This window comes from Streptomyces sp. NPDC031111 (genome assembly GCF_055570675.1).
In genome coordinates, this window is the sequence record NZ_JBVIGS010000002.1 from 323,316 (window position 1) to 343,795 (window position 20,480).

A 20,480-nucleotide genomic window follows, 5' to 3' on the forward strand; every position below is an offset into this window, starting at 1 on the left:
CTCTGAGAGACTGGGCGGGATGAACGACACAGCTGCCCCGGGCACCGCGCACCTGCGAGCCCGCGCCGAGATCGACCTCGCCGCCGTGCGGGCCAACGTGCGCGCCCTGCGCGACCGCGCCCCCGGCGCCGCCTTCATGGCCGTCGTCAAGGCCGACGCGTACGGCCACGGCGCGGCCCCCTGCGCACGGGCGGCTGTCGACGCCGGAGCGACCTGGCTGGGCACCGCCACCCCCCAGGAGGCGCTCGCGCTGCGCGCGCCTGGCGCCGGGGTCCCGGCCGACGTACGCATCCTGTGCTGGCTGTGGACGCCCGGAGGGCCCTGGCGTGAGGCGATCGAGGCCGACCTCGACGTGTCCCTGAGCGGCAGATGGGCCCTGGACGAGGTCACCCGGGCCGCTCGCCTCGCCGGGCGGCCCGCGCGTGTCCAGCTCAAGGCCGACACCGGACTCGGCCGGGGCGGCTGCCAGCCCGGCGACGACTGGACGGAGCTGGTCGCCGGGGCGCTGCGGGCCGAGGCGGAAGGGCTGCTGCGCGTCACCGGCCTGTGGTCGCACTTCGCCTGCGCCGACGAACCCGGACACCCCTCCATCGCCGCCCAGCTCGCCCGGTTCCGCGAGATGGTCGCGTACGCGGAGGCCCAGGGGGCGCGCCCCGAGGTGCGGCACATCGCCAACTCGCCCGCCACCCTCACCCTGCCCGAGAGCCACTTCGACCTGGTCCGCCCCGGCATCGCGATGTACGGCATCTCGCCCAGCCCCGAGATCGGCACCCCCGCCGACTTCGGGCTGCGCCCCGCGATGACCCTCTCCGCCTCGCTGGCCCTGGTGAAGCACGTCCCCGGCGGTCACGGCGTCAGCTACGGCCACCACTACGTCACCCCGGGCACCACCACCCTCGGCCTCGTCCCCCTCGGCTACGCGGACGGCATCCCGCGCCACGCCTCCTCCGCAGGGCCCGTGCTGGTCGAGGGCAAGTGGCGGACGATCGCGGGCCGGGTCGCGATGGACCAGTTCGTCGTCGACCTGGGCGGGGACCAGCCGGCTCCGGGCGCCGAGGCCGTCCTCTTCGGGCCGGGCGACCGCGGTGAACCCACCGCCGAGGACTGGGCGCAGGCGGCCGGGACCATCGCGTACGAGATCGTCACCCGGATCGGAACCCGCGTCCCGCGCGTCCATGTCCACGACGGCAACGAGGGGAGCGCCACGTGAGCGAGGGCATCGCGGAGGCCGCCGGCGGCTGGCGCCGCGCCACCGGTGTCGCGGGCGTCGCGATAGGCGTGCTCGCCACCGGAGCCGCCGCGGGCGTCGCCATAGAGCGGATGACGGTCGGCCGGGGCATGCGGAAGAAGGCCCGCCTCGCCCTCGACTCCGCCGGACCGTACGGCGCGCTGCGCGGCACGCCGGGCAAGGCGTACGCCGATGACGGCACCGAGCTGTACTACGAGGCCGACGACGTCGACCCCGACCCGACCCCCGCCCGCCGGCGCCGGCTGTTCGGCCGCAAGGCCCCGGCCCCGGTCACCGTCGTCTTCAGCCACGGCTACTGCCTCAACCAGGACTCCTGGCACTTCCAGCGGGCCGCGCTGCGGGGCGTCGTCCGGACCGTGCACTGGGACCAGCGCAGCCACGGCCGGTCGGCGCGGGGCGCCGCGCAGGTGGAGCGGGGCGAGCCGGTCACCATCGAGCAGCTGGGCCGCGATCTGAAGGCCGTCATCGACGCCGCCGCGCCCGAGGGGCCGATCGTGCTGGTCGGTCACTCCATGGGCGGGATGACGGTGATGGCCCTCGCGGACCAGTACCCCGACCTGATCCGGGAGCGGGTCGTCGGCGTCGCCCTGGTCGGCACGTCGTCGGGTCGGCTCGGCGAGGTCAACTTCGGGCTCCCGGTGGCCGGCGTCAACGCGGTGCGGCGGGTGCTGCCGGGGGTGCTGAAGGCGCTGGGGCAGCGGGCCGCGCTGGTGGAGAAGGGGCGCCAGGCCACCGCGGACCTGTTCGCCGGGATCATCAAGCGGTACTCGTTCGCGTCCCGGGACGTGGACCCGGCGGTCGCCCGGTTCGCCGAGCGGATGATCGAGGGCACGCCGATCGACGTCGTCGCCGAGTACTACCCGGCGTTCAACGACCACGACAAGACCGAGGCGCTCGCCCACTTCGCTCCGCTGCCGGTGCTGGTGCTGGCCGGGGTGCAGGACCTGGTCACCCCCAGTGAGCACAGCGAGGCGATCGCCGATCTGCTGCCCGAGGCGGAACTCGTGCTGGTTCCGGACGCCGGGCACCTGGTGATGCTGGAGCACCCGGAGGTGGTCACCGACCGCCTCGCCGACCTGCTCACCCGGGCGGGCGCGGTGCCCGCAGGGGCTACGGTTGGAGGCTATGGAAGCAGCAGCACCGCACAACCCGGCTGAATCGACACCGAACTCCGTACGGCTGACCGTCGCCTCCCCCGAGCAGATGCGCGAACTGGGGCGCAGGCTGGCCAAGCTGCTGCGCGCCGGCGATCTGGTCCTGCTCTCGGGCGAGCTGGGCGCGGGCAAGACGACGCTGACCCGGGGGCTCGGCGAGGGCCTCGGCGTACGGGGCGCGGTCACCTCGCCGACGTTCGTGATCGCCCGCGTGCATCCGTCCCTGGGGGACGGTCCGCCGCTGGTCCACGTCGACGCGTACCGCCTGTCCGGCGGCCTGGACGAGATGGAGGACCTCGACCTCGACGTGTCGCTGCCGGAGTCGGTGATCGTCGTGGAGTGGGGCGAGGGCAAGGTCGAGGAGCTGACCGACGACCGGCTCCAGCTCGTCATCCACCGCGCGGTCGGCGACACCGCGGACGAGGTGCGCCAGGTGACCGTGACGGGTCTGGGCGAGCGCTGGGCGGCGACGGATCTGACCGTGCTGTCGGCCTGACCGGTTCGTTCACGGGTTCCGGGCATTCCGACAAGGCGTCGGCAAAGTGTTGCGTTCGGCGTCCCTGCCGTGGTCACATGGTATCCAGTTCGTGGTTAGGTCTACCTAACCACGCCCGCCCCCGACCTTCAGGAGGCGTCCATGTCGGCCACCCAGAGCGCCCGTGAGTCCACGGGGCAGTCGCCGTCGGTCTCCGGGGTGCCCATGCGGGATCTGCTCGCCGCCTGCGCCGCCGCCGCGGCGGTCTCCACTCCGCCCCGCGCTCCCGAGGTCCGAGGTGGCTCCGAGCCGGTGAAGGAGCACCGCGAGGCGGCCTAGTTCAGCGGGTCACGACGACCGTTCGGCCGATCGTCGCGAACCTCCACATCGCCTCGCCGTCGGCGCGGGTCTCGCGGATGCCGCCCGTCCGCTCCGCCGGGTCGAGCTGCGGCGCCGAACCGTCGACCGCCGCGCTGAACCCGATCGCCGTGCCCTCGACGGACGCGAACCGTACGACGTGCTCGACCGGGACGCCGTCCGATCCGGTGACCGCCCCGGACCGGGACGTGACCCGGTAGGTGCCCGGCTGCGGGTCCACCGTGCTGGGGATGACCCCGAAGCTGCGCCGCACCTTGCCGTCCTCCCCGACCAGCCAGACCCGGTCGTCGCCCAGCGAGTACACGACCCGTTCGCCCTGCCCCGACCGCGCGGGCAGGGCCGCGGGGTGCTCCTTGTCCTGCGGGATCTCGCGGAGGGTGCCGGACGCCCGCGGGCGCAGCTCGGCCGGGACGTTCACCGCCGCCTGGTGGCCGAGGTAGCCGATCGTCGCGAGGGCCGCCGCGGTCAGCCCCGTCACGATCGCCGCGCTGGTGCCTGCCACCGCCGTCACCTCTGTCCCGCTCTGCCCCGACATGTACGGTACGTCGCTGACGGTAGCAGTACGTGACCGGACGGCCCGTGCGGCCGTGCCCGGGGCGTGGGAGCCGTAGGCTGTTTGCGTGCTCTTGCTCGCTCTGGATACCGCCACCCCCGCCGTCACCGTCGCGCTGCACGACGGCCACGACGTCATCGCCTCGTCGAGCCAGGTGGACGCCCGCCGGCACGGCGAGCTGCTGCTCCCGGCGATCGACCGGGTGCTCGCCGAGGCAGGTCTGCGGCTGGACGCCGTGACCGGGATCGTCGTCGGCGTCGGGCCCGGCCCGTACACCGGGCTGCGGGTCGGCCTGATGACCGCGGACACCTTCGGGCTAGCGCTCGGCGTGCCCGTGCACGGTGTGTGCACGCTGGACGGCCTGGCCTACGCGTCCGACCTGGAGGGCCCCTTCGTCGTGGCGACCGACGCCCGCCGCAAGGAGGTCTACTGGGCGCGCTACGCCGACTCCCGCACCCGGCTCACCGAGCCCGCGGTGGACCGGCCCGCCGACATCGCCGAGCAGGTGAAGGGCCTGCCCGCGGTCGGCGCCGGCGCGCTGCTGTACCCGGACACCTTCCCCAAGGCGCACGAGCCCGAGCACGTGTCCGCCGCCGCCCTGGCCCGGCTGGCCGCCGAGCGGCTCGCGGCGGGCGAGGAGCTGTCCGCGCCCCGGCCGCTGTATCTGCGCCGGCCCGATGCCCAGGTTCCCAAGAACTACAAGGTGGTCACCCCCAAGTGACGGGATCCGAGACTGCCGTGCTGCGCGAGATGCGCTGGTGGGACATCGACTCCGTGCTGGAGCTGGAGCGGGATCTGTTCCCCGAGGACGCCTGGTCGCGCGGGATGTTCTGGTCCGAGCTGGCGCACGCGCGCGGGCCCGGGGCCACCCGGCGCTACGTCGTCGCCGAGGAGGGCGGCCGGATCGTCGGCTACGCGGGCCTGACCACCTCCGGTGCGGAGGCCGAGGACGGGGACGGCCGCAGTGCCCCGGCGGCCGACGTCCAGACCATCGCCGTCACCCGGGACCACTGGGGCACCGGCCTCGGCTCGCGGCTGCTGACCGAGCTGCTGAGGGCGGCGACCGCCTTCGAGTGCGCCGAGGTGCTGCTGGAGTGCCGGGTCGACAACGTGCGCGCCCAGAAGCTCTACGAGCGCTTCGGCTTCGAGACCATCGGCGTCAGGCGCGGCTACTACCAGCCGGGGAACGTGGACGCCCTGGTGATGCGGCTGACCGACCCGTCCACCTCTGTGAACCCGGGCGATCCCGGGAACGGCGTACAAGGAACCGAGATCAATGGCTGACGAACCCCTGGTCCTGGGGATCGAGACCTCCTGCGACGAGACCGGCGTCGGCGTCGTGCGCGGGACCACCCTGCTGGCGGACGCCGTCGCCTCCAGCGTCGACGAGCACGCCCGCTTCGGCGGTGTGGTCCCGGAGGTGGCGAGCCGCGCCCACCTGGAGGCGATGGTTCCCACCATCGACCGCGCGCTGAAGGAGGCGGGCGTGAGCGCCCGCGACCTCGACGGCATCGCCGTCACCGCGGGCCCCGGACTCGCCGGCGCGCTGCTGGTCGGCGTGTCGGCGGCCAAGGCGTACGCCTACGCGCTCGGCAAGCCCCTCTACGGCGTCAACCACCTCGCCTCGCACATCTGCGTCGACCAGCTGGAGCACGGCGCGCTGCCCGAGCCGACGATGGCGCTGCTGGTGTCGGGCGGGCATTCGTCGTTGCTGCTGTCCTCCGACATCACCTCCGACGTCCGCCCGATGGGCGCGACCATCGACGACGCGGCGGGCGAGGCGTTCGACAAGATCGCCCGCGTGCTGAACCTGGGCTTCCCCGGCGGCCCGGTCATCGACCGGTACGCCCGCGAGGGCGACCCGGACGCGATCGCGTTCCCGCGCGGTCTGACCGGCCCGCGCGACCCGGCGTACGACTTCTCCTTCTCCGGGCTGAAGACGGCCGTGGCCCGCTGGATCGAGGCGAAGCGGGCGGCGGGGGAGGAGGTGCCGGTGCGCGATGTGGCGGCCTCCTTCCAGGAGGCGGTGGTGGACGTGCTCACCCGCAAGGCCGTACGGGCCTGCAAGGACGAGGGCGTCGACCATCTGATGATCGGCGGTGGCGTGGCCGCCAACTCCCGGCTGCGGGCGCTGGCCCAGGAGCGCTGCGAGGCGGCCGGCATCCGGCTGCGCGTGCCCCGCCCCAAGCTGTGCACGGACAACGGCGCGATGGTGGCCGCGCTGGGCGCGGAGATGGTCGCCCGCAACCGGCCCGCCTCCGACTGGGACCTGTCGGCCGACTCGTCGCTGCCGGTGACCGACCCGCACGTACCCGGACACGACCACGTCCACGAGGTCAGCAAGGAGAACCTGTACTCGTGACCGTCGCGCTGATGTGGGAGGCCCGGGCGCTCCCCGGCCGGGCCGCCGATCTGCTGGCCTGGACCGAGGAGCGGGTCCGGGAACTGACGGAGCGCCCCCTGCGCCGCGAGACCTTCCGCGCCCCCGAGGACCGCGTCCTGGTCATCACCTGGTGGGACGCCCCCTACGACACGGACCTCCCCGAACTCCCGGAGCCGGAGGGCGACCTGATCGCCCGTCCGGTGCACCGCTGGCGCTTCGAGTCGCTCGGGAGCGTCTGACCCGACGCCTTCACGTCCTGTCCATGACCGACTGATTGCATTTACCGTTCCGGCGAACGGAATTCATCCTTCCTCCCCGAGTCGCGCCCTAGCTTGACGTGGCCACAGCAAGATCATGCTGGACGGGGGAGGGGCGGGATGGTTCGTCGTGCGCGCGGACGGCTGAGGGCGGGAAGATCCGTTGCGACGGTCGCGATCGGTGCGGCCATCGGGATGACGGTCGGACTGCTGCCACTGGGAGCCCTCCCCGCCATGGCGGGGACCCCGTCGGTCGCGCAGGTGGCCGGCGCGGCGGGGGACGCCGACGAACCGGCCGCCGCGGCCACCGAGGAGGAGGCGCTCGCGCGGGCCGAACGCCTCGGCCGGAGTGTCGAGGTGCTCTCGCTGCGCGGCGAGTCGAGCGAGGTGTACGCCACCCCCGGGGGCGACCTGGAGGCCCGCGAGTACCTGCGCCCGATCAGGACCCGGATCGACGGCGAATGGAAGGCCGTCGACACCGGCCTGGCTCCCGTCGGCGAGGGCCCGGACAAGGGCATGGTCGCGCCGAAGGCGGCCTCGGTCGGGCTGGCGTTCTCCGGCGGCGGCGACGGCCCGCTCGTGCGGCTGGAACAGGCCGGGCGGAGCCTGGAGCTGTCGTGGCCGGGCGACGTACCGGCACCCACCCTGGACGGTGACACCGCGACCTACCCCGACATCCTCCCGGACGTGGACCTGCGGCTCGCCGCGCGGCCCGAGGGCTTCACCCAGCTCCTCGTCGTGAAGTCGGCCCAGGCCGCCGCGAGCGAGGAACTCGACGAACTGCGGCTGCGGCTCGGCTCCCAGGGCCTGACCACCCGGGAGACCGCGAACGGCGGCCTGGAAGCGGTGGACGAGGGCGCGGGCGGCGTCGTGTTCGAGGCGCCCCGCCCCCTGATGTGGGACTCCAGCACGGGGCAGCGGGACGGCACGGAGGCGTCCGCGTCGGCCGCACGGCCCGCGGCGTTCTCCGCCGACACCTCCGGAGCCGAGGCCGCGGAGGCCGAACCCGGCGCCGCCGAGTCCGGCCGGCTCGCCCCCGTCGGCGTCGATGTGACGGCCGGCGGCGGCGAACTCGTCCTCACCCCCGACCAGGAGCTGCTCACCGGGGACGGCACGGTCTACCCGGTCTACATCGACCCCCAGTGGTACACGCCCCGCGCCACCTCCTGGACCATGGCGTCCCGGTACTGGGCGAGCTCTCCGCAGTGGAAGTTCAACGGCGACCCGGACGCGGGACTGGGCTACTGCGGCTGGGACTACTGCAAGCCGTACGACGTGAAGCGGCTCTTCTACCAGTTCCCGACGACCAAGTTCGCGGGCCGCAGCATCCTCTCCGCCGAGTTCGTCGTCCGTGAGACGCACGCTGCCTCCTGTCAGGCGCGTGAGGTGCAGATCTGGCGCACCAGGGGCATCAACTCCTCCACCACCTGGAACAGCCAGAACGCCGCCGGATTCTGGGCCGACCACCTCCAGACCCGCAGCTTCGCCCACGGCTACGACGGCTGCGCGTCGGCGGACGCCGAGTTCAACGTGAAGACGGCCGTGGCGCAGGCGGCGGCGAACAAGTGGTCGACCATCACCTTCGGGCTGCGCGCCACCAGCGAGGACGACCGCTACACCTGGAAGCGCTTCTCCGACGCCGGCTACCTGCGGGTCCAGTACAACCGCCCGCCGCCGAGGATCAGCACCTCCAAGCTCACCATGGACCCCGGTGGCGCCTGTGTGAACAACTCCGCCCCGGTACGGGTGAGGTCGCGGGCGACCGTGCGGGCCAGCGACGTGACCGACCCGGACAACGACCGGATCCAGGTGCAGTTCCGGGCGCTGTGGGACAGCGGCGACGGCTGGAAGCAGCGCTGGATCTCCGCCAGGAGCACCGACAAGGCGTCCGGCTCGGACTTCTCGATCCAACTGCCCACGACCGTCCCGCAGAACAAGCTCGTCGGCTGGCAGGCCCGCGCCTGGGACGGCGGCCAGTGGTCGCCGTGGAGTGCGGAGAACGCGCACAGCTGCCACTTCGTCTACGACACCTCCGTACCGGCCGGCCCGGCGATCAGCTCCGCGCAGTACCCGCGCTCCGACGACGCCGACCCGAACGATCCCTGGTGGGACGGGGTGGGCCGGTACGGCACCTTCACCGTCGACTCGTCCTCCACGGACGTCACCAAGTACTGGCTCGGCGTCAACGGGCAGCCCACCAGCGCCCGTACGCTCACCACCTCCGGCGGCGGCGCCAAGTCGGTGAAGATCATGCCGACGAAGACCGGAGTCAACTTCGTCACCGCCAAGGCCTTCGACGCCGCCGGCAACGGCTCGGAGACCCGCACCTACTACTTCCGGGTCCGCTCGGGCCAGCCCGACCGGCTGTCCTGGCAGTTCGACGAGGGCGCCGGCGCGAGCCAGGTCATGGGCGAGGGCGGCAAGTGGCCCGTCCCGCTGTACGGGGGCCTCACGCCCGGCGGCGAGGGCGACCAGGGAGGCGGCCTGACGCTGGACGGCACCGACGACTACGCGGCCAGCGACTCGCCGGTGCTCAACACCTCCAAGAGCTTCTCGGTGTCGCTGTGGGCGAAGCTGCCCAGCGCCCCGACCGGCGCGCCCGTCGCCGTCGCCCAGGCCGGGGCCAACACCAGCGGTTACGAGATCTACTACTCCACCGCGCTCGGCGGCTGGACCTTCCTGCGGCACGGCACCGACGCGGCCGGCACCGCGACGGTCCGGGCCACCCAGCCGGCCTGCCCGAGCGCGGACACCGCCTGCCAGGCGGCCCGGGTCAACAGGTGGACCCATCTCGTCGGCGTCTTCGACAACGTCAACCGGGTGATGAAGCTGTACGTGGACGGCGCCCTCGTCGCCACCGAGGCCTTCACCGCCCCCTGGGACGCCCGCGGGCGCACGCTGCTCGGCGCCGCCTCCCACTACGGGACCGTCGGCAACTTCTTCAAGGGCTCCCTCGACGAGGCGCAGTTCTTCGACTACCAGCTCTCCGACAGCCAGGTGGGCCGGCTGCACGACCGGCAGCCGGTGAGTTCGTCCCGCCCGGCGAAACTGGTCCTCCCGATGGACGAGGAGGCCACCGCTCCCACGCTGACCGGCCGCGCCCAGCAGGCCGCCGCGCAGCTGAGGAACGGCACGGCATCCGGAGCCGACGGCGTCAACGGCCGCGCGGTCGAGTTCGACGGCGTCGACGACTACGCCACGACCGGCCGCCCGATCATGGACACCTACCAGAGCTTCACGGTTTCCGCCTGGGTGAAACTGCCCAAGGACAAGGAGGCGCGGGCGATGACGGCCGTCTCCCAGAGCAGTTCGGTCGCCCCGGGCTTCGAGCTGTACCACTCCACGGCGCTCGGCGGCTGGGTCTTCATGCGGGAGCAGGCCGACACCGCCGAGTCCACGGTGGTCCGCGCCGTCCAGACCGCGTGCCCGGCGGACACCAACTGCTCGGCGGCACGGCTCGGCGAGTGGAACCACGTCGTCGGCGTCTACGACATCGACACCGCCCAGATCCGGCTGTACGTCAACGGCACGCTGGAGGCCACCGCGGCCTTCACCACGCCGTGGCTGGCGGTCGGCGAGGTCACCGTCGGCGGCGCCTACTACGGGGGCAAGCTGGTCAGCCCGCTCAAGGGCGCGGTCGACGAGGTCCGGCTGTACGACCGGGCCGTCTCCAGCGACGAGGTGCGCCAGCTGTTCCAGCAGAACCCGGTGGTCAAGAGCCGCTGGAAGTTCGAGACGGCGTCCACCGCCACCCCGCCGGTCACCCCGGACGCCGGCCCCGCCGGCGCGGGCCTGAGCCTGTACAACGGCGCGGCACTCGGGGAAGCCTGGGTGGACGGCGGCGTCACCTTCGACGGCGTCGACGACTACGCCGCCACCGCCAACGGCACGGTGACCGTCGACACCGGCGCCAGCTTCAGCGTCAGCGCCTTCGCGAAGACCGCGGGCGTACCCACCGGTCAGGTCGCGCTGCTCAGCGCGCCCGGCACCAACAAGGACGCGCTCTCGGTGCGGTACGTGCCCGCCGAGACACCGGGGACCGACGGGGGACGCTGGCGGATCGTCACCAGCGACGCCGACACCACCGGTGCCGAGTCGTCACAAGTGGAGAACGGGCGGTTCTACACCCCCGAGGACTGGACACACCTGGCGCTGGTCTACGACGGCTTCGCCCGCGAGCTGCGGCTCTACGTCAACGGCGAACTGGAGGAGGTCGCCTGCACGGACGCCGACGACGACGGCACGCCCGACGTCACCGGCTGCACCGAGCGGGTGTCGTACGCCGAGAACGTCGTGACCTTCAAGGCCGTCCAGTCGCTCAGGCTCGGCCGCGACCGGGCCGGGGCCCACTTCCCCGGTTCCGTCTCGGACGTCTGGACCTTCCAGGGTGCCCTGAACGACCTGCAGATCGAGCGCCTCGCGGTCGGCATGCCGGGCACCGGGACGACCGTCCCCGGCAACGGCTGACGTGCCGAGAACAGACGCACCGCACCGCCCCGACCGCCCCGTACGACGAAGGACGAGGATGAACGGTAGTCCGCGGACGCGAGTCCGTGCCCTGCGCCGCCGCGTCGCCCTGGCCTCGGCCACGGTCATGATCGGCACACTGCTCCAGGCCGTGGCCCAGCCCGCCTCGGTCGCAGCCGACCGCGGCACCGGTCGGCCCGACCTGCCCGCGTCGGAGAAACCGGTCGCCGTCTCGCCGGTCGAGTCCACCCCGCGCACACTGACGAAGGGCCCGCGCACCCCCGCGAAGGCCCCGCGGGCCGCCTGGCCGAAGGCGGGCGCGGCGACCGTCGACCCGCCCGAGGGCTCCTCGTCCGTCGTCCGGGCGAAGGGGCTGCCCCTCGCGGTGGGCGGCAGGCAGGCGCCCGAGCGGGTACGCACCCGCGTGCTGGAGCGCGGGGCCGCCCAACGGGTCGGTGCCGACGGGCCGCTGTTCACCCTGGAGGCCGCCGGACCGGCCACCACCGCGCACGAGAAGACCGCGGTTCGCGCACGGCTCGACTACTCGTCCTTCGCCGAGGCGTTCGGCGGCGGCTACGCGGACCGGCTGCGGCTGGTGGAGCTGCCTCCCTGCGCGCTCACCACGCCGGAGAAGGCCGCCTGCCGCGCCGCCGAGCCCGTCGAGGCGGTCAACGACACCGAGTCGGGGACCCTCACCGCCCCGAACGTCACCCTGAAGGCGTCCGGCGCCACCGTCCTCGCTGCCGTCGCCGACGACGCGAGCATGGGCGGCGACTACAAGTCCACCCCGCTGTCACCGTCGGCGCAGTGGAGCACCAGCCTCAACACCGGCGACTTCTCGTGGTCGTACGCGATGAACGTGCCCGATGTCCCGGGCGGGCTGCTGCCGAGCGTCGGCCTGTCGTACTCCTCCGGGTCCGTCGACGGCCGCTCCGGCAACACCAACAACCAGAGCTCCTGGGTCGGTGACGGCTTCGACATGTGGCCCGGGTTCATCGAGCGGCGTTACAAGTCCTGCGCCGACGACGGCGTGGAGCGCGCCGACGGCGGAAAGCCGGCCGATCTGTGCTGGGCGTACGACAACGCGTTCATCTCCTTCAACGGCAAGGGCGGCGAGCTGGTGCCGGACGGCACCGATGCCTTCCGGCTGCGCGACGACGACGGCACCAAGGTCCAGCGGCTGCGCGGCTCCTCCTCCGACGTGCGGTCCAACGGCGCCCGCGACGACGAGTACTGGAAGGTCACCACCCCGGACGGGGTGCAGTACTACTTCGGCTACAACCGGCTGCCCGGCTGGACGGACGGCAAGGAGACCACCGACTCCACCTGGACCGCCCCGGTCTTCGGCGACGACACGGGCGAGCCCTGCCACGCCTCCGCGTTCGCCGACTCCTGGTGCCGGCAGGGCTGGCGCTGGAACCTCGACTACGTCGTCGACCCGCACGGCAACGCGATCGCGTACTACTACGACAAGGAGTGGAACTCCTACGGCCGCAACCTGGACGAGAAGGCCAACACGCGGTACGTGCGCGGCGGCTTCCTCGACCGGATCGAGTACGGCCTGCGCTCCACCGGCATGTACTCCGCGCAGCCCCTGGCGAAGGTCGACTTCACCAGCGGCGAGCGGTGCCTGCCCGACGCGGACACCACCTGCGCGGACATCTCCGCGGACGCCTTCCACTGGTACGACACGCCGTGGGACCTGAACTGCGACGAGAACGCCACCTGTGACCAGGGCCGGCTCTCCCCGGTGTTCTTCACCCGCAAGCGGCTCACCTCCGTCGCCACCCAGGTACTGAAGTCCGGCACCTACGCGAACGTCGACTCCTGGAAGCTCGTCCACCGCTGGGGCATGGCCGACACCGACTACCAGCTGCTGCTGGACTCCGTGCAGCGCACCGGCCACACCGGTACTCCGGCGATCACTCTCCCGAAGACCACCTTCGGGTACGTTCAGCTGGCCAACCGGCTCGACAGGACCGGTGACGGCTTCGCCCCCTTCATCAAGGACCGCCTGGCCACCGTCGCCGACGAGGCGGGCGGCCAGATCGACGTCGGCTACTCGGCACCCGCCTGCGACGCGAGCGCGCTGCCGACCCCGCAGACCAACACCACCCGCTGCTTCCCGCAGTACATCGGCGGCAGCACCACCGACGACCCGGACCTGCACTGGTTCAACAAATACGTCACCTCCACCGTCACCCTCACCGACCGCACCGGCAAATCCCCGGACCAGGTCACCTCGTACGAGTACCTGGACGGCGCGGCCTGGCACTACGACGACGATGACGGGCTGACCAAGGAGAAGGAGAAGACCTGGTCGCAGTGGCGCGGCTACGGCCATGTCCGTGTGAGGACCGGCGGCCAGGGCGGGGCGGCGGCGATGAAGTCGCAGGCCGACACCTACTTCCTGCGCGGCATGGACGGCGACCGGCTCGCGCCCAGCGGCGGCACCAAGTCGGTCGACGTCGGCCTCGGCACCGGTGAAGGCGATCCCCTCACCGACCACGACTCGGCCGCCGGATTCGCCTACAAGACCGTGCAGTACTCCGGCCCCGGCGGCCGGGTACTGGGCAAGACCGTGAACCGGCCCTGGCACCACGAGACGGCGAAGAAGGTCCGCTCCTGGGGCACGGTGACCGCCAACCTCACCGGCACCGCCCAGGTCCGCTCCTGGACCTCGCTGGACGACGGCGCGGGCGCCAAGTGGCGCACGACCACGGTGAACAACTCCTTCGACACCGTCGCCGGGCGCATCACCCGGACCGACGACCTCGGCGACGACGCCACCACCGCCGACGACACGTGCACCCGCACGTCCTACCCGGCCGCCGGCGCGATCCTCACCCTGCCCGCGAGGGCCGAGACGGTCGCCGTGAACTGCGCCGCCACGCCCGACCGCACCGAGGACGTCATCTCCGACGTGCGCACCGCCTACGACGGCCGGGCCCACGGCGCCGCACCGACCAAGGGCGACGCCACGGCGACCGCAGTCCTCAAGTCCCACGACGGCACCACGGCCACCTACACGGAGAACGGCGCCACGTACGACACCTACGGCCGCAAGCTCACCACCACCGACCTCACCGGTACCGTCGCCGTCACCGTCGCCTCCGACGCCCTGACCCGGACCCCACGCACCGACGGCCTCACCACCACCACCGCCTACACCCCGACGACCGGCTTCCCCACCTCCGCCAAGGTCACCACACCGCCCGTGACGCCCGGCGACAGCGCCTCCGCGCAGTCCACGACCACGACGAACGACCCGGCGCGCGGAGTGCCGCTGACCCAGACCGACACCAACGGCAAGGTCACCAACCTCGCCTACGACGCCCTGGGCCGCAGGACCAAGGTCTGGCTCGCCGACCGGAACCTGAGCGACGTCCCGACCTACGAGTACACCTACCGGGTCGCCGAGGGCAGCCCGGTCGCCGTCGGCACCAGGATCATCGGCAACAACGGCGCGCAGATCACCTCGTACGTCCTCTACGACGGCTTCCTGCGGCCCCGCCAGTCCCAGTCCCCGGGCCCCGACGGCGGCCGGCTGCTCGCCGACACCTTCTACGACGAACGCGGCCTGACGGCCAAGGAGTTCCTCCCCTACTACGACACCTCCGCACCCGGCACGACCCTGGTCGCGCCGCAGAACGCGCTCGGCGTGGAGACCCAGAACCGCTACACCTACGACGGCCTCGGCCGGCGGACCGAGCACCGGCAGATCTTCGGCAACGGCGACGGGGGCACGGTCCTCAGCACCACGCGCACCCTCCACGGCGGGGACCGCACCACCGTGATCCCGCCCGAGGGCGGTACCGCCACCACCACGCTCACCGACGCCCGCGGGCAGACCACCGAACTGCGCCAGCACCACCAGCGCGCCGCGGAGGCCTCGTACGACACCACCAAGTACGCCTTCAGCCCGGCCGGCGCCCTGTCCGAGGTGACCGACCCGGCGGGCAACGAGTGGCATTTCGCGTACGACCTGCTCGGCCGGATGACGCGGTCCGACGACCCCGACAAGGGCACCACGCGCTACCACTACGACGACCGGGGCCGGCTCACCTCCACGGTCGACGCCCGCGGCACCACCCTCGTCAACGTCTACGACGGACTCGGCCGCAAGACCGAACTGCGCTCCGGCTCCACCACCGGCCCGCTGCGCGCCAAGTGGATCTACGACACGATCACCAACGCCAAGGGATATCTCGCCGAGTCCATCCGCTACGCCGACGGCGGACTGGCCTACACCTCCAAGGTGGTCGCCTACGACCGGCTCTACCGGCCGCTGCGCACCTCGGTGACGATTCCGTCGTCCACCGCCAACACCGGCCTGTCCGGCACGTATCTCTCGGCCACCACCTACAAGGAGTCCGGTCTGGTCGGTGCCGTGGGCCTGCCCAAGGCGGGCTCCCTGGCCGCCTCGACGATGGCCTACGCCTACGAGGACGACACGCTGCGGCCCATCGCCGTGGACGGCCTCGCGGGACTCAGGGCCACCACGTCGTACAGCCTGACCGGCAAGCCGATGCAGTACGAACTCTCCGACGCGGGCGGCAAGAAGGCCTGGGTCACCAACGACTACGAGCCCGGCACCCAGCGGCTGTCGTACACCCGCGTCGACCGCCAGGACGTCGCGGGCGTCGACCAGGCCTCCACCTTCCGCTACGACCAGGCCGGCAACGTCCTGTCCGTCTCCGACACCTCCCGCTCCGGCACGGACAACCAGTGCTTCACCTACGACCACCTGCGCCGTCTGACGGAGGCATGGACCCAGTCCACCACCGCCTGCGCGGGCACCCCCAGCGCCTCGGTGCTCGGCGGCCCCGCCCCGTACTGGACCTCCTACGGCTACGACAGGACCGGCAACCGCAGCACCGAGATCCAGCACGACACCACCGGTGACACCACGAAGGACGTCACCAGCACCTACGGCTACCCGGCCCCGGGCGCGACCGCGGTCCGCCCGCACGGCCTGAAGACGGTCACCCGCACCGGGCCCGGCGTGACGTCCGGCGACTCCTACACCTACGACGCCACCGGCAACACCGACACCCGCACCCTGGGCGACGGCACCACGCAGGATCTCGACTGGGACGCCGAGGGCCGGCTCGTCAAGGTCACCGAGCCCGTCGAAGGGGGCTCGCCCAAGGTCACGGAGTACGTCCACGACGCCGAGGGCAACCGACTGATCGCCCGGACGCCCACGGAGACCACCCTCTACCTCGGCGGCACCGAGATCACCGTCAGCAAGGGCAGCACCACACCCAAGGGCACCCGGTACCTCGACCTGGGCGGTGGCCACCTGGCCGTCCAGTCCGACGACGGCAAGGTCTCCTTCACCACCGCCGACCACCACGGCACGGCCCTGCTCGCCATCGACGCGGCCACACAGAAGCTGACCCAGCGCCGCACCCTCCCCTTCGGCGGGACCCGGGGTGAGGAACCGGCCGACTGGCCCGGCACCAAGGGCTTCGTCGGCGGCACGCAGGACGCTTCCACGGGCCTGACCCACCTGGGCGCCCGCGAGTACGACCCGGCGACGGGCCGCTTCCTCTCGGTCGACCCGATCATGGACCTGACCGACCCGCAGCAGATCAACGGCTACACGTACAGCAACAGCAACCCGCTCACCTTCTCCGACCCGTCGGGCCTGTACTGCGACGGGTGCAGCGTCAACAACCCGGACTCCGTCTGGGCCCCGGAGAAGGGCAACGGGCCGGGCTGCACGACGTACGCCTGCTACGACCGGGACGGCAAGGTCGACTACCTGACCAACGGGACCGGCAAGCCGTACAAGCCGGCCAAGCCGTCCAACACTTCGCCCTCGGTGACGGTGAACGTCACCCGGAAGAAGGGCGAGGTCTTCATCGAGAACATCCGCGTACCGACCGCGCGGGAACTGGCGGCGATGTTCCCGCAGTACGAGGAGGAGGAGAAGCAACTCGAGGCGTGGGCGGAGCGCAAGTGCTTCACTCAGGACGACAACACGAAGGCGTTCTGCGGCGCGGCCGAGGCGCTCGGCATCATCCACCACGAACAGACCCTGTTCGACAAGATCGTCGTGGCCCTCGTGGCCCCCGACTTCGACTCCTGGAAGAGCTGTCTGAGCGGCGACAGCCTCAAGGCCTGTGGCTGGGCGGCGACGGATCTGCCATGGGCGCGGGTGTTCAAGGGCGCGAAGATCGTCAAGGCGTGCAACAGCTTCGTCCCCGGCACCGAAGTCCTGATGGCGGACGGCACGACGAAGCCCATCGAGGACGTCGAGATCGGCGACGAAGTCCTGGCGACGGACCCGAGGACGGGGAGGACCGAGGTCAAGACGGTCACCGCCGAAATCACCGGTGAGGGCCCGAAGGACCTGGTGACGCTCACCCTCACGGTCGACGGTGAGCAGGTGAGCGTCACCGCGACCGACGGCCACCCGTTCTGGGTGCCCGGCCTCGACGCATGGGTCGACGCGGGCCGGCTCGCCACCGGGCAGGAACTGCGCACCCCCGCGGGCGAGACCGTCCGGATCACCGGCATCGACCGCCGGTCACAGCCGGCGCGCGTGCACAACCTGACGGTCACGGATTCCCACACGTACTACGTGCTGGCGGGTGCCACGCCGGTTCTGTCTCACAACGCCTGCGGCGATGCCACCCATGCGGACGATTGTTATTGCAATTGGGGAGAGCCGGTCGTTCCGCGCGACAACGTTCCCGCCGCCAATTCCGGAACCAATACCCGGGACGTCCACGGAACCGACCGAACGGCAATGCGCGGTGTCGACGTGGACCATGTGTGGCAGAACGGCACTCTGTACACTCAGAGCGACGGTCAGCTCGTCAGGGTCTTGAGTAACGGCAATGGGAAATACGACATCGTCGTACGCGACATGGGTAATCCCAGTGGCGCACCCACCACCGTTATCAAGGATGCGACGGAGAATTACGTCAACAACAAGATCAACGGTGGGCAGTGGGAATGACCGACGAGCAATCGCCTTGGACCGGTGCGGTCACGGAGCGGCTGCGATGCTGCGTCTGCGGCGGGTCGACCGATGACTCGCCCGACTACGTACTCATCGAGTTGACCGCTCCCGCCACCGACGCCCGCCAGTGGCTCGGCGCCCATGCCGCGCATCTGAACGACGTGCTCGGGGAAGGGTTCCACGTCGAAGTTCATTTGATGTGACGCCTCCTGTCTTCGAGTCACCTCGCCGGGGCCGCCTCTGTCTCGCAGAGCAGTCGTCGGTCCGGGCCGAGTTGCCGTACCGGGCCCGTGAGGTGGAGGCGGGTGGTGTGGTGGATGGCCGTGCTGGAGGAGCCGAGGCGTAGTTCCAGTGCGCCCGGTTCGACGATGCGGCGGCCGGTGCGGTCGGTGAAGGCCGAGAGGTCCGGGTGGAAGCGGAACGTCAGGCGGGACGCCTCGCCGGGGGCGAGCTCCAGACGGTGGTAGCCGATCAGGCGGATGTCCGGGCGGGTCACCGACGCCACCGGGTCGTGCAGGTAGAGCTGCACGACCTCGGCGCCGGGCCGGTCGCCGGTGTTGCGGACGGTGAGTGAGACGTCGTGGGAAGCGTCCGTGGTGATCTCCGCGGTCTCGTCCCGGTCCTCGGGGGTCCACGCGAACGTCGTGTACGAGCGGCCGTGGCCGAAGGCGTACAGCGGGGTCGGGTCGAGGTTGCTGACCTCGCCCGCGAGGCCGAGCGGCGGCTGGAGGTAGGTCCACGGCTGGCCGCCGGGCAGGTGCGGGACGCTGACGGGCAGACGGCCGGACGGGTTGACGCGGCCCGACAGCACTCCCGCCACTGCCGGGCCGCCCTCCTCCCCCGGGAAGAAGGCCTGGACGACGGCGCCCAGGCGGCCCTGCCAGCGGCCGAGCGCGTACGGGCGGCCGGTGAGCAGCACCAGCACGACGGGCACGCCGGTCGCGACGAGTGCGTCCAGCAGTTCCGCCTGGACACCGGGCAGGTTCAGGTCGGTCGCGTCGCAGCCCTCGCCGGACGTGCCGCGCCCGAACAGGCCGGCCCGGTCGCCGAGCACCGCCACGCACACGTCCGCCTCCGCCGTACGCGCCACCGCCTCCTCGAAGCCCGCGGTGTCGGGGTCGGAGGTGTCGCAGCCCGACGCGAACGCCACCTTGGCGTCGGGGAGTTCGGTGCGCAGCGCCTCCAGGACGGTGGGGATCTCGATGCCCGTGGGGACACCGGGGTGGTGGGTGAGGACGTGGGACGGGAAGGAGTAGCAGCCCAGCATGGCCAGCGCGTCGGCCGCGCGGGGGCCCACGACCGCGATGCGGGTGTCGGGGGAGAGCGGGAGCAGGCCGTCGGGGTTGTCCAGCAGGACCACCGACTCCTCGGCGAGGAGGCGGGCCACGGCACGGTTCTCGGTGGAGTCGAGGTCGATCGGCGCGGCCGGCTCGGGGGACCAGTCCTCGTCCAGCAGGCCCAGTTCGCACTTCTGGAGCAGCACCCGGCGGGCCGCCCGGTCGACCAGTTCCTCCGGCACCTCACCGGCGCGGACCGCGTCCAGGAGGGGCCCGCCGTAGCAGTTGAGGGTGGGCAGCTCGACGTCGATGCCGGCCAGCAGCGCCGCGTGCGCGGCCTCCGCGTGGGTGCCGGCCACCCGGTGCAGGGTCTGGAGGAAGCCGACGGCGAAGTAGTCGGAGACCACGGTGCCGGTGAACCCCCACTCCTCGCGCAGCAGACGGGTCAGCAGCCCGGGGTCGGCCGACGCGGGCACGCCGTCGGTCTCGGTGTACGCGGCCATCACCGAACGCGCCCCGCCCTCGCGCAGCGCCATCTCGAACGGCGGCAGCGTGACGTCGGCGAACTCCCGCACGCCCGCCCGCACCGGCGCGAGATTGCGCGCCCCGGCCGAGGAGGCGTACCCGGCGAAGTGCTTGAGCGTGGCGACCACCCCGGCGGACTCGAGGCCGCGGACGTAGGCGGCGCCGATCGTGCCGACCAGGTACGGGTCCTCGCCGATGGTCTCCTCCACCCGGCCCCAGCGCGGGTCCCGTACGACGTCCAGGACGGGCGCGAGACCCTGGTGGACGCCAGCGGAGCGCAGGTCCCGGCCGATGAGGCGGGCCATCCGCTCCACCAGGCCGGGGTCGAAGCTCGCGCCCCAGGCCAGCGGGACCGGGTAGGCGGTGGCCTGCCAGGCGGTGAAGCCGGCCAGGCACTCCTCGTGCGCGACCGCCGGGATGCCGAAGCGGCCGGCCGCGGCGATCTGCCGCTGGGCGCGGGCCAGTGCCCGCGCGCCCAGGTCGGGGTCGACGGGGGCGGTGCCGTAGGAGCGGGTGATCTGGCCGAGGCCGAGGGTGATCAGCTCGTCCCAGTCGTGGTCGGCGGTCATGTCGTGCTGGTGCGGGGCGACGCCGCCGCCGTCGGTGTCGGCGCCCACCCAGACGCCGTACAACTGGGCGGTCTTCTCCTCCAGGGTCATCCGGGAGAGCAGGTCGTCGACGCGGGTGGCTGCGGGCAGGGCGGGGTCACGCCAGGGCGCGGTGGTCATGGAGCTCCTGTCGGGTGGACGAACGGCTCTCTCACGTACGCGTGCTGCGAATGTTTCG

Annotated in this window: 13 protein-coding genes; 11 read left to right on the forward strand and 2 right to left on the reverse strand. The window is 72.2% G+C overall.

All coding sequences use genetic code 11. The features are described 5' to 3' along the window. The first annotated feature begins 19 nt into the window (after positions 1-19). From alr to ACZ470_RS05270, 4 genes are all read left to right on the forward strand, one after another. A complete protein-coding gene (gene alr / locus ACZ470_RS05255) occupies positions 20-1,210 on the forward strand; it encodes an alanine racemase (RefSeq protein WP_468424552.1) in 1,191 nt (396 codons plus the stop codon). Further along, a complete protein-coding gene (locus ACZ470_RS05260; RefSeq protein WP_468424554.1) occupies positions 1,207-2,406 on the forward strand; it encodes an alpha/beta fold hydrolase in 1,200 nt (399 codons plus the stop codon). Before alr ends, ACZ470_RS05260 begins: the two co-directional genes overlap by 4 nt. Then, positions 2,375-2,899: a tRNA (adenosine(37)-N6)-threonylcarbamoyltransferase complex ATPase subunit type 1 TsaE gene (gene tsaE / locus ACZ470_RS05265; protein WP_468424556.1), complete on the forward strand. Its 525-nt coding sequence runs from the start codon at positions 2,375-2,377 to the stop codon at positions 2,897-2,899. Before ACZ470_RS05260 ends, tsaE begins: the two co-directional genes overlap by 32 nt. Positions 2,900-3,040: 141 nt before the next feature. After that, positions 3,041-3,217: a hypothetical protein gene (locus ACZ470_RS05270; protein ID WP_468424558.1), complete on the forward strand. Its 177-nt coding sequence runs from the start codon at positions 3,041-3,043 to the stop codon at positions 3,215-3,217. 1 nt (position 3,218) lies between these two features. On the opposite strand, the gene ACZ470_RS05275 is transcribed toward ACZ470_RS05270, so the two are convergent. Next, on the reverse strand, positions 3,219-3,758 hold the full coding sequence (locus tag ACZ470_RS05275) for a hypothetical protein (protein ID WP_468424560.1): 540 nt from the start codon (positions 3,756-3,758) through the stop codon (positions 3,219-3,221). A gap of 118 nt (positions 3,759-3,876) precedes the next feature. On the opposite strand from ACZ470_RS05275, the gene tsaB reads away from it, so the two are divergent. From tsaB to ACZ470_RS05310, 7 genes are all read left to right on the forward strand, one after another. After that, positions 3,877-4,530, forward strand: coding sequence for a tRNA (adenosine(37)-N6)-threonylcarbamoyltransferase complex dimerization subunit type 1 TsaB (gene tsaB, locus ACZ470_RS05280; RefSeq protein ID WP_468424562.1), 654 nt, complete (start codon positions 3,877-3,879; stop codon positions 4,528-4,530). After that, entirely contained in the window at positions 4,527-5,093 is a 567-nt protein-coding gene (gene rimI / locus ACZ470_RS05285; protein WP_468424564.1) for a ribosomal protein S18-alanine N-acetyltransferase, read from the forward strand. Before tsaB ends, rimI begins: the two co-directional genes overlap by 4 nt. After that, positions 5,086-6,171: a tRNA (adenosine(37)-N6)-threonylcarbamoyltransferase complex transferase subunit TsaD gene (gene tsaD / locus ACZ470_RS05290; protein ID WP_468424566.1), complete on the forward strand. Its 1,086-nt coding sequence runs from the start codon at positions 5,086-5,088 to the stop codon at positions 6,169-6,171. Before rimI ends, tsaD begins: the two co-directional genes overlap by 8 nt. After that, positions 6,168-6,431, forward strand: coding sequence for a hypothetical protein (locus tag ACZ470_RS05295; RefSeq protein WP_468424568.1), 264 nt, complete (start codon positions 6,168-6,170; stop codon positions 6,429-6,431). The genes tsaD and ACZ470_RS05295 overlap by 4 nt, the downstream gene beginning before the upstream one ends. A 213-nt stretch (positions 6,432-6,644) precedes the next feature. Continuing rightward, entirely contained in the window at positions 6,645-10,916 is a 4,272-nt protein-coding gene (locus ACZ470_RS05300; RefSeq protein ID WP_468424569.1) for a LamG-like jellyroll fold domain-containing protein, read from the forward strand. A 58-nt stretch (positions 10,917-10,974) separates the two neighbouring features. Continuing rightward, positions 10,975-17,889: a polymorphic toxin-type HINT domain-containing protein gene (locus ACZ470_RS05305; protein ID WP_468424571.1), complete on the forward strand. Its 6,915-nt coding sequence runs from the start codon at positions 10,975-10,977 to the stop codon at positions 17,887-17,889. Continuing rightward, positions 17,886-18,095 carry a hypothetical protein gene (locus ACZ470_RS05310; RefSeq protein ID WP_468424573.1) on the forward strand — a complete coding sequence of 70 codons (210 nt, stop codon included), beginning with the start codon at positions 17,886-17,888 and terminating at the stop codon, positions 18,093-18,095. Before ACZ470_RS05305 ends, ACZ470_RS05310 begins: the two co-directional genes overlap by 4 nt. A gap of 17 nt (positions 18,096-18,112) precedes the next feature. Here ACZ470_RS05310 and ACZ470_RS05315 read toward each other — a convergent pair whose 3' ends face one another. Further along, complete coding sequence (locus ACZ470_RS05315) at positions 18,113-20,422, reverse strand: beta-xylosidase/alpha-l-arabinosidase (protein ID WP_468424575.1); 2,310 nt, start codon at positions 20,420-20,422, stop codon at positions 18,113-18,115. Between the last annotated feature and the right edge of the window lie 58 nt (positions 20,423-20,480).